Below are 13,887 nucleotides of genomic sequence, written 5' to 3'. Positions count from 1 at the left end.
GTACGCGAAAGGGCGGCTGTATTATATTGATAATTTCACCTGTACATACGCCCTTCGCCGTTACGTTTTAGTCACTATTTTTAATGCACGGATATATATCAAATCGATGGCTTTTTGTCGTAATTGCTGAAGGCGCTTTTTGTCCCGCTAGGGGCTCTGCGTAATCAGGGCGTTTAACAACCACTCTTCGTTTTGCTAAGGCGATAGCTGGTGCGAGTAAGGAATCCGCATCATCATCAGCCCCTACCAATGACTGAAACACTCGCATTTCTTTCTTAACTAAAGCGCTTTTTTGCCGATGTGGATACATTGGATCAAGGTAAATAACATCGGGTGCGTGAGTCACTTCTTTTAAAGCAGTAATGCTAGAAGCATGGATCAAAGACATACGCTCTTTTAACCACTCTCCAATTTCAGCGTCTTGATAGCCCCGCTGTAGGCCATCATCTAATAATGCAGCTACAACAGGGTGGCGTTCTAACATACGGACACGGCAGCCTAGAGAGGCTAAAACAAAGGCATCACGGCCAAGGCCAGCCGTCGCATCTATCACGTCAGGAAGATAATCTTTTTTAATTCCAACAGCTTTGGCGACAGCTTCACCACGACCACCACCAAACTTTCGTCGATGAGCCATGGCTCCTGACACAAAATCCACAAAAATCCCCCCGAGTTTGGGTTCATCCAGTTTACGTAGTTGTAAGTTTTCAGGGGTTAGTACCAGAGCCATCACCGCGTTAGGGGTATGAGAAAGCTGCCATTTTTCAGAAAGTTGGGAAAGGGCGCCGCGATCGGCACCCTCTTCACAGATCAATTGGATCGCAGTGCTATTAGCCATGAATACCATAGCTCTTTAACATCGCGTCTAGTTCTGGTTTACGGCCACGGAAGCGCTCAAATAGCGCCATTGGTTCTTCAGAGCCGCCGCGGCTTAAAATATTGTCAAGGAATGACTGACCAGTTTGGCGATTAAAAATACCTTCTTCACTGAAACGTGAATATGCATCTGCGGCTAAAACATCTGCCCATAAATAGCTGTAATAACCCGCAGCATAACCCCCTGCGAAGATATGGCTGAAGGCATGCGGGAAGCGTGCCCATTTAGGTGAAGGCACTACCGCGACTTTATCTTTAATGGCGTATAAGGTTGGCATAACTTGAGCCCCTTTAGCTGGGTCATATTCAGCATGCAAGGTGAAATCAAATAAACCAAACTCTAATTGGCGTAGCACAAACATTGCAGATTGGTAGTTTTTCGCAGCCAGCATGCTACTTAGCATTTCTGCAGGTAATGGTTCGCCTGTTTCATAATGCCCCGAAATAAACTCGAGTGCTTCAGGTTCCCAGCACCAGTTTTCCATAAACTGACTTGGTAGTTCTACCGCATCCCATGGTACCCCATTGATCCCTGCTACATCAGCAACATCAATCTTCGTTAACATATGATGTAAGCCATGACCAAACTCGTGGAATAGTGTGATCACCTCATCATGGGTAAAGAGTGCTGGCTTATCACCTAATGGTTTGTTGAAGTTACAGGTTAGATAAGCAACTGGGTTTTGTAATGAACCATCTTTATGCACCATACGGCCCATGCAGTCGTCCATCCAAGCTCCACCACGTTTGTGTTCACGTGCATAGAGGTCTAGGTAGAAGCTACCGCGTAAAGTATTGGTATCATCGTATAACTCAAAGAAACGCACATCTTTATGCCATGTTTCTACATCATTGCGTTCTTTTGCCGTTAACCCATAAATACGGTGAACGACTTCAAATAAGCCATTAAGGACACGTTGCTCCGGGAAATAAGGGCGTAGTTGCTCATCACTTAATGAGAATTTATGCTGTTTCTGCTTTTCGCTATAATACGCTAAGTCCCAAGACTCTAGGGTATCGACACCATAATGCTGTTTTGCAAAGGCGGTTAATTCAGCAAGTTCATCTTTACCTTGCTGGTGGGCGCGTTGTGCTAAGTCATTTAAGAAGCCTAATACTTGCTCTGGTGATTCTGCCATTTTTGTTGCCAGAGATTTATCAGCGTAGTTTTTAAAACCTAATAATTGTGCAAGTTCATGGCGTAATGCCATTAACTCATCAATGAGTTCGCTGTTATCCCATTTACCGGCATTTGGCCCTTGGTCTGAAGCACGAGTGCTATATGCATGGCTCATTTCACGGCGCAATTCTGCGTTGTCGGCGTAAGTCATGACAGGTAGGTAGCTTGGCATATCGAGGGTTAATAGATAACCTTCTTCACCTTTGGCTTCTGCCATGGCTTTAGCTGCCGCGATGGCGCTTTCTGGCATACCCGCTAATTCTTTTTCATCTTTAATGAGTTTCGTCCACCCCATGGTGGCATCAAGCACATTATTGCTAAATTTAGAGGCAATCTCTGACAAACGCGCAACAATTTCACCATAACGTTGCTGTTTTTCAGGGGGTAAGCCAATTCCAGATAGCTCGAAATCACGTAAAGTATTCTCGATAGATTTCCGCTGTGATTGGCTGAGTGAGTTAAATTCAGCGCCTTCTTTTAATGATTTATAGGCTTGATATAAAGGTTCGTGCTGACCCATCCACGTACTGAATTCAGACAGCAGCGGTAAACATTGTTCATAGGCTTCACGCAATTCAGGGCTATTTTTTACCGAATGCAGGTGGCTCACTGGCGACCAAACTCTGGAGAGTTTATCGCTGGCTTCTTCTAACGGTTGGCACAGGTTATCCCAAGTATATTGGTCTGTGGCATCAAGGAGGTTTTCAACTGTTTGACGGTACTCGGTGAGTACGTGCTCGACAGCAGGAAAAACATGTGCAGGCTCTATAGTAGAAAAGCGAGGTAGGGCAGAATCGGTTAATAATGCATTTGTCATAAAACATCCTGTGATTGCAGGCTTGTGCTCGTAGGCCAAGGCTTACTGTGTTGACAATAAAAGTTAAATGGTGAATTTATACCCAAATACGATTGGTGTATGGGACATAAAATTAGCGCACCATTATGAATATAAGAAAGTATATGGGGGCAGAAATGTAAACCTCAATATCAAGATAACGTTTTTTCTTATCAGCGCTTATCAATAAGTGGGGTTTTTATTAGCTTTTATCAATAAAGGTGATAGTTGCAGTTTCAATGCTTTAGAAAATAATGGATTCAGTCTATAATCATGCTCCAATCTATAGGTTATAGAGGAAGATCGTCGTCTCCGGTGAGGCGGCTGGATTTCAAATCCAGTTGGGGCTGCCAGCAGTCCCGGGCAGGTTCGACTCCTGTGATCTTCCGCCAAACGCAGTTTCTGAACTTCTTCCAAAAGCCATATCTTCTTTGAAAATCAATAAGATTAACCACCTCAAAGTCTGTCTGATTCTCCCCTTGTTTACTGGTTTCTACCCCTGTTTGGGGGCAAAATTGGGGGCATAATTTTCCCCTATTTTTGGATGCCCCCACAATGAAGCTTTACGCCTGCCAGGTAGCGGCCTCAAGGCCAATGGTAACCCCCTATAAAATGACCGATGGAGGGGGGACACACTAGTTTCATTAGCTGATGCACGAAAAAATTGCTGGTTCAAAATAAAGTTCAAGTAAATAAAAACATTTAGCCTCTGAAAGTACCTTTGAAGCAGTAGCTCGTGAATGGCACACTTCTAAAGCAGATCTCTGGTCACTACGTTATCGTGATGAAATTATTGATACTATTGAAAAGGATATCTTTCCTTATATTGGTGAGCATCCGATAGCAGAGATTAAACCCCTAGAGCTACTTGAAACCTTACATAAGATGGAAAAACGCGGAGCCTTAGAGAAGATGCGCAAAGTCCGCCAGCGCTGCGGTGAGGTCTTTCGCTATGCCATTATTATGGGTCGAGCGCAATATAGCCCAGTTCCTGATCTGGCTTCTGCTCTAACTCCACCTAAAAAGCAACACTTCCCATTCTTAACAAATCAAGAACTGCCATATTTCCTAAAAGATTTAGCTGGTTACACTGGCAGTATCATCACCAAAACAGCGACTGAAATTATTTTGCTAACGGCTGTTAGAACGCAAGAACTCCGCTTTGCTCGTTGGCAGGATATTGATTTAGAAAAAGGGGTTTGGGAGATACCAGCTGAAGTAATGAAAATAAAGCGACCGCATGTTGTACCGTTATCAAAGCAGGTTATCGAGCCATTTAATTCACTCAAACTACTATCAGAGTGTTATGAGCTTGTGTTTATAGGCCGTAATGACCATAGAAAACCAATCAGTAAGGAAAGCGTAAATCAGGTTATTGAGTTGCGGATTTTGTTAATGACGCACAACTGAACTTTCGTTTGAGGATAGATACAGTTAATAGCATCAGGAAAGCTGGTTAGCCCATCAGTACCGATAAGGCTAGGCTTATGATTGCTAAAGTATTCCAACAGGGTACCGTGCTTTATTTATCGATAACTTCACCTATATGTTCTTCAATGAAGTGAACCTGTATAAGATGTTTTGCGATATCGGCGACAACGGGGGGATTTCATGTTGTGGGCCCTCTAGTCATTAGGGAGCTTTATTCATTTCGTACTGGGCACAATGATGTCAGAAGTGTGTGAGGATCTTCACCTCATCAGCCGAACCCTTCACCGCTCTCAAATAGTTGGGATGCGTTCATCTCATTTTTCAAGAACTAGCCTAAAAACGAGTATTAAGATTATCAATAAGTCAAATGACACCAACTGTCTGGAGATTTAAGGGGGCGGTTTAGTTAGATGAAATTATTAACACGCGTAACAAGTGTAAGTAATTGCAAAAAAGTAATGGTTGATGTATGTGAAAGAAATGTTGTTAAGTATGAATTAATAACACATTATTTGTAACCTATTGATTTTTATCGGGTAAAAATAATTGTAGTATGAATAAATATGACAAGAAATAACTGACTATTAAACTTGGTATATTCGATAGATTTCTCCTGCTTTACAGCCTATGTGAGTAATTATAGTATTTATGTGAGCCAGAGTTCAAAAGACAAAAAGATTTAATTACCGTATTCATAAATATATAGTGGTTTTATCTAGGTAAATTTAGCTATATTCCGTATCTAAAATTTAATTCTATTGTGATTAATATTTAATCACAGGGCTTCTTTTTAATTTTTTCTTTAAATTACGACTTAGTTGAGGATTTACCCAGTGAAATTAAATAAAACTCTTATGGCTATTGTAGTAGCGACAACGATGGTTATGGTATGTCTGGTCACTTCAGTTAAAACATATAGTGGCGCATGTCTTGGGCTCAAGGAGCCGTAAGAGCCAGCAAAAATTATTAAGGTGGCTTTCTAAGTTTGATATTCAGTTTTGGTGTACCGATAATTACCTAGCATACCAGTTATTACCAAGGGAAACTCACTCGATTGGTAAACGATTTACACAGGGAATAAAACATCAAAATTTGAACTTAAGAAACAAGATAAAAAGGCTGAACAGAAAAACATAGAGGTATTCAAGAACTGTTGAAATGATTGACAAAATCATTGGTACTTTCATTGAAAGAGAACATTACATTTAACCAAATTAATACATTGAATACTCGACCCAAAACTAGAAAAAGTGGTGGCTACATTTAAATAATCACTAAATAACTAGCCATATAGCGACTTATTTTTATTGGAGTTACAATTCCTTACAATATTTAGCGTAAGTAAAGCTTGAGGGTTTTATTAACAAAAATTTAACACGGTTATTTGTATATTGTTGTTTGATAATTGTTTTTTTATACCTTTTTATTTTTAACAACCTTAATTAGTAAAAAAATACCTATTAACTTTGTAGCTAATTTTTTTAAATAATTAATTTATTTTTTTGTTTTGGTTTAACTCAGATTTTTTGTATCCTATATTGAGTTAAACGATTGGTGTCTTATTTCATTTAATACGTCAACGTCAATGGTGCTTTAATGAGAAATGAAATTTTCAATTCACTTTCTATTCTAAGTGATAGAGATAACATAGTTAATGTCGTATCAAAAAACATTGGAAAAAAAATAAAAAAACTTAGATTGAAATATAACTTAAGTGGCTCTAATTTAGCTAAGGTTATTGGCATATCGCAACAACAATTATCTCGGTATGAGAACGGTCAAAGTGATATATCAACATCAAAAATAATGATTATTTCAATTTATTTTAATGTTGATGTTAGCTATTTTTTTGATGAATAAAAATCATACAACACCATGTGTTAAAGCTTAATGAATTGGAGCCTATTACAATGAAAATTAAAGGCTATTTACGAAAAGATATTGGTTCGTTTTTAAGGTATACCCGTAAAAAATCATTATTCTTCAATCAAGTTGGTTATCTAGTTCATTTAAGTTAGCAGCAGGTTTCTCTCTATGAACTTGGTATTACAATAATTAGTGTAGAGATGTTGAAATTTTTTAATTGCATTAGATAGAAATTGGTCGGAATTACTTTTCAAGGTAATGGCTGACCGTTCTGATTAAATAAGAAAAATTAAAAATAAGTTACCATTAGAAACAATTTTAATTAAAAAATTTAAATTAGAAGGTTAGCCTTCTATTTATTAGTCGCCTTTTCTTTAAGTCTAGGCAAGGGAAACCTTTCCCATTTTATGAGTGACTTTGTCATTTGATATTAGTAAGCGTTCAATATATTAAATCTATTTACATATTAAGGAAATAATAATGAAATTATCTCAATTAGCTGTTGCTACTGTATTTGCTGCATCTGTTATTCCATTTAGCTCAATGGCTGATAACACAGGAACAATTGATTTTGTTGGTTCAGTTGTGAATACACCATGTAACATCCAACAATCATCATTAAAACAAACTGTTGATTTCGGCCAATTATCTCGCAAAGCCTTACAAAGCGGTAAAGCGGCAGAAGCAAACTTTGATATTAAATTAACTGGTTGTGATTTCGCTAATTTCGGTGAAGTTGATAGCGAAAGCGGTAATGCTGCTGGTGTTAAAACCATGGACTTAGTATTTACTGGCCAAAACTATGTGAATGGCGGTGAAATGCTTTCTACATCAACAGGTAACGCAAATAACTTAGGTATCGTGATTGATGGCTTCAAATTTGGTGTTGCAAAAGATGTATTACCTACCGGTAACACTGATGGCGATGTGACTTTATCTTTCAAAGCATTAGCTAAAGCAATTGATAAAACTAAAGATGTTGCAGAAGGTAAATTTACCGCTGTTTCAAACTTCCGTATTACTTATCAGTAAGCACTTTGAATAGCCGCCAATTTTTGGCGGCTACTTAATGCATATAAAGGAAAACAAAGTGCTTACTTATCTATTTGATATTCGAAAATTTGTGCCTGTTCTACTCATCTATTTTTGTGGATGCTTCACCGTATTTGCAGAAAAGGACATAGGGGTACGACATGAAGGAACGACTCAGATGATTGGCAGCGTTATAGCGACACCTTGTTCGATTATGATGAAAGACCGTTTTCAAACGGTAAATTTTTCATCATTAGCATTGAATTTATTATCAACAAAGGTATCCCGAGAAGAACGCAACCAGCTTTTTGAGATTGAATTAAGTAATTGCGGTAGCCTGTTTTCCTCTCTTGATAGCAAAACATGGGTAATACGTTTTGATGGCCATCGTGCAAACCAGATGAATGCTTTTGTCTTACAAGGCCCCTCTGAAGGACTAGGCGTTTCTGTTCTTGACAGCACAATGCAAGCCTTAATCCCTGGGGAAAGCTATTCACTATTCGGCAGCGTATTAAGACAAGGTAAGGCAGGACAATCACTTGTGCTTCGCTATTTTTTACAACTTGAGCTAACGGGAAAGCCTCTCCAAGCAGGCCGTTATCAAGGGTTAATTCGTTTTTTCATCGATTATCAATAAAACAAAGATAAAAACAGTCAATCCTATTGCATTGGCTAGTATTTCTTGTTGTTCTCGGAGTGGTATAAGCATGAAGTTCACATATTGTAAAGTTGGGCTGGCCATCTTAGTGGCATTAAACTTTAGCACGTTGACTGCTTATGCCTCAGAGTTTAATACGGATGTATTAGATGCTGAAGATCTCCAAAACGTCGATATGAGCCAATTTGCTGTCGCGGGGTATGTCCCCCCAGATAATTATGTCCTAACTATTTTTGTTAATGGGCAGCGTTTAGGCGCACCTCGGGATATTACGGTTTTTGAACAAAGCACCCCCGAGCAAACCTTGCTACAAACAACGTGTCTACCTGCTGATTTGCTTGATCTCATTGGGCTAAAAGAGACAGCAAAAGAAAAAGTCCATCTTTCGAATAATGACCAGTGCTTGAATTTATCAGCCCTAACAGGAGTCCAACTAAAAATTGAACTCGCAACATTATCCTTAAAAATGACAATCCCTCAGTTTTGGATGGAATATCGTGATCCTGACTGGGTGCCACCTGCATTATGGGAAGAGGGTGTTAATGGTGCCTTAATCGACTACAGTGCAAACATTTCTGTCACAAAAGAAAATACAGGAAGCAAACGCACTTATGCTTCGACGAGTGGAACCGCTGGCATAAATTTAGGCGCTTGGCGTTTTCGCGGTGATTATAATGGCACTTACCAGAAGCAGCAAGGAAATCGCCAATCATCACAAGAAACAAAGCAATTTGATTTTAGTCGCTTGTATGCATTTACTTCTATTAAGTCTTTATCGGCTATTTTGACATTAGGTGAAAACTATTTTTATTCTAACGTCTTTGAGTCTTGGCAATACACCGGACTTTCATTAGAAAGTGATGATCGTATGCTACCCCCGAAACTGGTGGGATACGCCCCAGAAATTATTGGGGTTGCAAATACCAATGCAACAGTTATTGTTCGCAGCAAAGAACGTGTTCTGTTAGAAACAACCGTACCACCTGGGCCATTCCGTATCCAAACACTGGATAGTGGAGTTCGTGGGGTTTTGGATATCACCGTCCGTGAAGAAAACGGTGAAGAAAAGAAATTCAGTTTAAATACGGCCTCACTACCTTATTTAACCCGTCCAGGGCGACTCATTTATAAATTTGTTGCAGGTAAAACGCGACTTAGCGGTCATCAGCTAACAGGAAACCCTGTTGCAGGTGGGGAATTATCATATGGTTTATCAAATGAATGGTCACTTTATGGTGGCTCCCAACTTAATACTGATTACCAAACCGCTGCTATTGGTATTGGGCGAGACCTATTCGCGTTTGGGGCACTGTCATTCGATGTGACACAGTCAGTTGCACGCTTTACTCAAGAAACCCTGCAAGGCCGCTCATATAGGTTAAATTACTCAAAATCTTTTGATGCATTACGCACAGATATTACCTTTGCGGGTTATCGCTTCGCAGATAAAAACTACCGAACACTCAGCCAATTTATGGATGAAGTCAGTTCAGGTTATGTCTCTCGTGCACCAAAAGAAAATTATCAAATCTATTTGAATAAATATTTCGATAATTTTAATTTTTCACTGAATTACCAATATAGCACGTATTGGCATGACAAATCACAAATGCAATATGGCTTATATGCAAGTACCAATATCAGTCTTCCTGCACTTTCCCAGCAAGATGCGACGATATCGTTATCTGCAATTCGCACTGAGCGAGACAGTGGCTATAAAGATGATGCAGTGAACCTTTATTTAAGTATTCCACTTTATAACGGTCACAGTGTGTCATTGTCTGAATCTTATACTAAGACGGGAGAGTATAACCAACATAACCATAGCGCTAGTTATAGCGGCTATAACGATCGTGATAGTTACAATGTCACTGTGGGTTATAACCATGGGCAATTATATGATAGCGAATCGAGCATCAGTGGTTATTACTCCCGAGATCTCTCCCAAGCTAATATTTCAGCAAATGCAAGCTATGTCCCTCAACAATATCGCAGTGTTGGTCTGTCTATTAATAGTGGGATAACCGCGACTTCACATGGTGCTGCACTGCACCGAGGTTCAAGTGGAGATACTCGATTAATGATTGAAACTCCCGGTGTTGGTGATGTGCCACTCGATAATGGCACGATAAAAACGAATCGATTCGGTTTAGCTGTTATCCCTAATGTTAGCAGTTACCGTAAAGCTAACGCATCAATTAATACCAGTAAATTGCCCGATAATTTAGAAACGTTGGGGGCATCAACGGACATCACTCTCACAAAAGGTGCGATTGGCTACCGGAGTTTATCCGTAATGAAAGGAGAAAAACTCTTCGCTATTTTATCATTGGGCAATGATAAAACGCCGCCATTTGGTGCCAGTGTTCGCAACCACAATAACCTTGAATTAGGCATTGTCGGGGAAGATGGTGTGACTTGGTTAGTGGGAATATCGCCTAAGGAAAATTTACTTGTTTATTGGGGAGGGCAAGCACAGTGCCAATTGTCACTTCCTGAAAGTTTAGATACATCAACCAATATGTTGTTACTGCCCTGTGTATCAATAAAGAAATAACTATTCGAATCTATTTAAAACCATTCGGATTAGCTGCACACATTTAATTTATTTATGAGGTTTATTATGTTGAGTTTGTTTTTACGTTCGTGGGTATTTCCCTTTTTTCTGCTTACGACAGTATTTTTATCCGTTAGCGCACACAGCGCTGTGACATTGGATAGGACACGAATTATTTTTCCTGCATCCGATAAATCAATTAATGTCACCATTACAAATGATAATCCAGAAGAAGCTTATCTTGCACAAAGCTGGATTGAAGATATTGAAGGGAATAAATTGACTAAAGGCGCAATTTTAGCGACACCGCCATTACAGCGCATTGAGCCGACGAGTAACAGTTTGGTCCGTTTAAGCACCACGCCTGAGCTGAGCAAATTACCGCAAGATAGAGAATCTGTTTTTTATTTTAACTTACGCGAAGTGCCACCTAAATCGAATGACGGAAATATATTGCAAATCGCATTGCAATCCCGAGTGAAATTATTTTATCGCCCAAAAAGCATTTTATCGGAATCAGAAACTAAGTGGGCACATAAAGTCACTTTAACAAAAATCGCTAATGGCTATCGTCTCAATAATACCACCCCATTCAACTTAACTGTGATTGGCTTTGGCAATAGCAAAAATCAAGCAGAAAAAAATGCGTTTAATGTTGTCATGGTGCCACCAAAATCTGACCACGACATTATATCACCATCATTATCAACGCCTTATCTAACTTATATTAATGATTATGGTGGTAAACCTACGCTCGTATTTCAATGCCAAGGTTCAATCTGTACTGTTTCTGGAGAGGAGTAACATTGAGTGAAAGCTAGCATATTAATAAGGAAAACAAACATGAGCAGCCCGCGAAAAACACCTCTAGGACTGTTTATTATCATGATAGTACTGTGTTTTCTTTCTAGCATAAAACATGTCGCTGCTAGCTTGCCACCTAACTCAATCAGTTACGGCCAGATTCAAGTATACGCGCAATTGATGAATACAGCTTGTAACCTAAGTATACGCGGTGCAAAAGAGGTCACGCTGACAAATTGTGGTGCTGGTAGTGCATTTGATGATCTTAATTTAATCAATTCAGCTGTACATACCCCTGTCACCTTACAATTTTACGATACCGAAAAATCGTTATTTTACCCAAGCTATCTCACTTATTTAACAAACGGTGATAATAAAATAGCCTTACCACAGCAAATTGATTACCACAATACCTTAAGATTTGAGGTGAGCTATGAATAGAAAAAGCCGATTGAATTGGGTATTTTATCTCTTGTTATTCACTTTCCCTGCATTAGCTTATAGCGAGGAAGGACTTGATATGGAGTTTCGCGGTGAGCTTGTCAATACAGCTTGTCAAGTTACAACCGAATCTTTAAATCAAAAAATAAAAATTTATAACCTACGCTTAAAGACAATTAATGAAGGAATACCGAGCGCAACAGAACCTTTTTCAATTTTTATTGAAAAATGCAGCGAAACAGATTTAAAAAAAATAATCAAGTTAACATGGAAAAGTAATAAATTAACCAATATTGATGGTGATTCTTTTTTAAATACGCAGGGTGATAGCGGTGTTTTATTGGGGATAACAGATAAAGATGATTCTTTGATTGTTTGGAATCAACAAATTAACTTTGGTATCGTGCCTGAAGTAGGAAATACACAAGAACTTAATTTTGGTGTTTTTGTTCGTAAGCCTAAATCCGGAGATGCAAAGACAGGTGATTTTTTAGCCTCAGTAACCTTTACTGTGGAGTATGAATAATGGATATCATTAAAAAATATTTTAAATTCTGGGTTGGTATACTTTATTTCTGCACCTTCTCTTCCCTTGCTGTTGATGTTCCAATAAAAATATCAGGTACTGTCAAAGTACCACCTTGTATTATTAATAAGAATGAAAAAATTATTTTTAACTTTAAAACCGTACAAATAGATAAAGTTAATAACCATGATAACTCAATCACTAAAGAAATATCTATTGATTGCCAATATTACCAAGGAAAGCCTTATATCAATGTTGTCGGTGATAAATTAGCGAATGCGCCTAATAATGTATTAAATACTAAAGGAAATACAGGGTTAGGGATTGCTTTATATCAAGGAAATTCAGTTAATAATACTTACCCGCTTATTATTGGAAACAATATAAACAGCCTAGGAAATGAAATTATTAATGGATTAAGTGGAAAAGGTCAAAAAAATGGGATCTTTTCTATAACTGCAGTTCCCTATGCATTAAATACTAGTAATTTAGCACCGGGTAAATTTGAATCTACTGCAAAAATAGTCATCACCTACAATTAATAATGACTTGGAATTGACATGATACTTAAACCTCATTTTTTTATCTTAATTTTATTAAACATATTATTTTTCCCTGTCACCAGTATTGCTGGGGATTATCGCCATTTTATTTGGACAATGACAAGTCCAGTAAAAACAAACGATATGTTGATTAATTATAATGATATGACTACCTCTGCATCATCAATAATGTCTGGTGGGCTGAATGGCCTTTATAATGCAAGAAGTGTCTATACAAGATGTAAAGGAACTAATGACAAATTAAGTGCAACCCAAGAAAAAACCGCTTGGCTTATTATGCAAAATAGAGTGTACGTAAATAATGTCCCTATTTCATTGAATATCGACTCTTATAACAGTTGGACCTATCCAGCACAGTCGCAAATTTCAGGATATATTTCCAAGATAAACCAAATTACAATTAAGACCGATGTCGGGGGCTGTTGGACTCTTGGCTCAATGATACCTGTAGACTTTCATTGGCGTAGTGCAAGAATAACAGCAACCTTATCGCAAGGTAACCTCGCTCCAGGGATCTATAGGGTTCCCGTGGCCTATTACTATGCGTTTGAAGAAAATAAATTTACAACTCCTGAAGAGAAAGGCCCCTCAGCAGATGTGCCCAATTTAATCGTAGGAGGCCTTGGCCGACGTGATTCATTTACATTAATTATTGATGTAAAATCTAAGTGTGATTTCAACAGTAACCAACTGCAATTAACTCATGATATTACATTAGGGGATGAGTCTAGCTATAAAAGTAACGTAACAAATTACAGTATCTCTTGCAGTGCATCAACGCCAGTAAAAATGGAATTAATTGGGACAAATAAACCCACAGGGAAAAGTGCTAACTTCACTAAATGTGGTGAAGGAGATTGTGAGTTACAATTTAGCGATGGAAAAACAATCAGTGAGGAGAAAGTCACAGGGAAAAAAGACTACCTTATTAATTCAACATTTCACCCTGACGATAAAACCAAAACAGGCTCATTTCAAGGAGCAGGGATTTTAAGAGTCACAATACAATAAAAAATAAGGTTAAATACCAAAAAGTTCTATTTTGTTGAACTTCCTAGTGCTTACTTTCCTATTTATAAGTAGTTGTTAGGTACTATCATGGATTGGTATTGGCAATT

General features: G+C 38.4%; 12 protein-coding genes, 1 tRNA gene and 2 pseudogenes. 12 read left to right on the top strand and 3 right to left on the bottom strand.

Going from position 1 to position 13,887, the window contains the following annotated elements:
* Positions 1 to 67: 67 nt before the first annotated feature.
* Complete coding sequence (rsmJ, locus tag M1F14_RS02610) at positions 68 to 838, bottom strand: 16S rRNA (guanine(1516)-N(2))-methyltransferase RsmJ (RefSeq protein WP_048605560.1); 771 nt, start codon at positions 836 to 838, stop codon at positions 68 to 70.
* Positions 831 to 2,873 carry an oligopeptidase A gene (gene prlC / locus M1F14_RS02605; RefSeq protein ID WP_042848587.1) on the bottom strand — a complete coding sequence of 681 codons (2,043 nt, stop codon included), beginning with the start codon at positions 2,871 to 2,873 and terminating at the stop codon, positions 831 to 833. The genes rsmJ and prlC overlap by 8 nt, the downstream gene beginning before the upstream one ends.
* A gap of 315 nt (positions 2,874 to 3,188) precedes the next feature.
* Here prlC and M1F14_RS02600 point away from each other — a divergent pair.
* Both M1F14_RS02600 and M1F14_RS02595 read left to right on the top strand, forming a co-directional pair.
* A tRNA-Sec gene (locus tag M1F14_RS02600) sits at positions 3,189 to 3,283 on the top strand.
* 322 nt (positions 3,284 to 3,605) lie between these two features.
* A pseudogene (locus M1F14_RS02595) lies at positions 3,606 to 4,274 on the top strand (tyrosine-type recombinase/integrase); the annotation flags it as partial.
* 80 nt (positions 4,275 to 4,354) lie between these two features.
* On the opposite strand, the pseudogene M1F14_RS02590 reads toward M1F14_RS02595, so the two are convergent.
* A pseudogene (locus tag M1F14_RS02590) lies at positions 4,355 to 4,479 on the bottom strand (IS110 family transposase); the annotation flags it as partial.
* 761 nt (positions 4,480 to 5,240) lie between these two features.
* Here M1F14_RS02590 and M1F14_RS02585 point away from each other — a divergent pair.
* The 10 genes from M1F14_RS02585 (at position 5,241) to M1F14_RS02540 (ending at position 13,780) form a co-directional block, all read left to right on the top strand.
* Positions 5,241 to 5,459: an IS1 family transposase gene (locus M1F14_RS02585; RefSeq protein ID WP_371025696.1), complete on the top strand. Its 219-nt coding sequence runs from the start codon at positions 5,241 to 5,243 to the stop codon at positions 5,457 to 5,459.
* Between the two features lie 459 nt (positions 5,460 to 5,918).
* Positions 5,919 to 6,182, top strand: coding sequence for a helix-turn-helix domain-containing protein (locus M1F14_RS02580; protein WP_042848586.1), 264 nt, complete (start codon positions 5,919 to 5,921; stop codon positions 6,180 to 6,182).
* 486 nt (positions 6,183 to 6,668) lie between these two features.
* Positions 6,669 to 7,220 carry a fimbrial protein gene (locus M1F14_RS02575; RefSeq protein WP_042848585.1) on the top strand — a complete coding sequence of 184 codons (552 nt, stop codon included), beginning with the start codon at positions 6,669 to 6,671 and terminating at the stop codon, positions 7,218 to 7,220.
* Between the two features lie 58 nt (positions 7,221 to 7,278).
* Positions 7,279 to 7,857 (top strand): fimbrial protein, encoded by a 579-nt coding sequence (locus M1F14_RS02570; protein ID WP_220129034.1) that lies wholly within the window; start codon positions 7,279 to 7,281, stop codon positions 7,855 to 7,857.
* Between the two features lie 70 nt (positions 7,858 to 7,927).
* The gene (locus tag M1F14_RS02565) at positions 7,928 to 10,435 is read left to right on the top strand and encodes a fimbria/pilus outer membrane usher protein (RefSeq protein ID WP_048605557.1); all 2,508 of its coding nucleotides are present in this window, start codon (positions 7,928 to 7,930) and stop codon (positions 10,433 to 10,435) included.
* A 66-nt stretch (positions 10,436 to 10,501) separates the two neighbouring features.
* On the top strand, positions 10,502 to 11,239 hold the full coding sequence (locus M1F14_RS02560; RefSeq protein WP_048605555.1) for a molecular chaperone: 738 nt from the start codon (positions 10,502 to 10,504) through the stop codon (positions 11,237 to 11,239).
* A gap of 39 nt (positions 11,240 to 11,278) precedes the next feature.
* Positions 11,279 to 11,680: a hypothetical protein gene (locus M1F14_RS02555; RefSeq protein ID WP_181468930.1), complete on the top strand. Its 402-nt coding sequence runs from the start codon at positions 11,279 to 11,281 to the stop codon at positions 11,678 to 11,680.
* The gene (locus M1F14_RS02550; RefSeq protein WP_042848582.1) at positions 11,673 to 12,206 is read left to right on the top strand and encodes a fimbrial protein; all 534 of its coding nucleotides are present in this window, start codon (positions 11,673 to 11,675) and stop codon (positions 12,204 to 12,206) included. The genes M1F14_RS02555 and M1F14_RS02550 overlap by 8 nt, the downstream gene beginning before the upstream one ends.
* Positions 12,206 to 12,748: a fimbrial protein gene (locus M1F14_RS02545; protein ID WP_042848581.1), complete on the top strand. Its 543-nt coding sequence runs from the start codon at positions 12,206 to 12,208 to the stop codon at positions 12,746 to 12,748. The genes M1F14_RS02550 and M1F14_RS02545 overlap by 1 nt, the downstream gene beginning before the upstream one ends.
* A gap of 18 nt (positions 12,749 to 12,766) precedes the next feature.
* Complete coding sequence (locus M1F14_RS02540; RefSeq protein ID WP_042848580.1) at positions 12,767 to 13,780, top strand: hypothetical protein; 1,014 nt, start codon at positions 12,767 to 12,769, stop codon at positions 13,778 to 13,780.
* The last annotated feature ends 107 nt before the right edge of the window (positions 13,781 to 13,887 follow it).

Source organism: Providencia sp. PROV003, from assembly GCF_045040775.1.
GTDB lineage: Bacteria > Pseudomonadota > Gammaproteobacteria > Enterobacterales > Enterobacteriaceae > Providencia > Providencia huashanensis.
The sequence above is the reverse complement of the archived record's forward strand: the minus strand, read 5'-3'. Positions and strand labels throughout refer to the sequence as shown.

What these genes read in the sequence shown, in the direction of transcription:
- rsmJ (WP_048605560.1), bottom strand. Translation starts at nt 838, where the DNA reads ATGGCTAATAGCACTGCGATCCAATTGATCTGTGAAGAGGGTGCCGAT.
- prlC (WP_042848587.1), bottom strand. Translation starts at nt 2,873, where the DNA reads ATGACAAATGCATTATTAACCGATTCTGCCCTACCTCGCTTTTCTACT.
- M1F14_RS02580 (WP_042848586.1), top strand. Translation starts at nt 5,919, where the DNA reads ATGAGAAATGAAATTTTCAATTCACTTTCTATTCTAAGTGATAGAGAT.
- M1F14_RS02575 (WP_042848585.1), top strand. Translation starts at nt 6,669, where the DNA reads ATGAAATTATCTCAATTAGCTGTTGCTACTGTATTTGCTGCATCTGTT.
- M1F14_RS02565 (WP_048605557.1), top strand. Translation starts at nt 7,928, where the DNA reads ATGAAGTTCACATATTGTAAAGTTGGGCTGGCCATCTTAGTGGCATTA.
- M1F14_RS02560 (WP_048605555.1), top strand. Translation starts at nt 10,502, where the DNA reads ATGTTGAGTTTGTTTTTACGTTCGTGGGTATTTCCCTTTTTTCTGCTT.
- M1F14_RS02555 (WP_181468930.1), top strand. Translation starts at nt 11,279, where the DNA reads ATGAGCAGCCCGCGAAAAACACCTCTAGGACTGTTTATTATCATGATA.
- M1F14_RS02550 (WP_042848582.1), top strand. Translation starts at nt 11,673, where the DNA reads ATGAATAGAAAAAGCCGATTGAATTGGGTATTTTATCTCTTGTTATTC.
- M1F14_RS02545 (WP_042848581.1), top strand. Translation starts at nt 12,206, where the DNA reads ATGGATATCATTAAAAAATATTTTAAATTCTGGGTTGGTATACTTTAT.
- M1F14_RS02540 (WP_042848580.1), top strand. Translation starts at nt 12,767, where the DNA reads ATGATACTTAAACCTCATTTTTTTATCTTAATTTTATTAAACATATTA.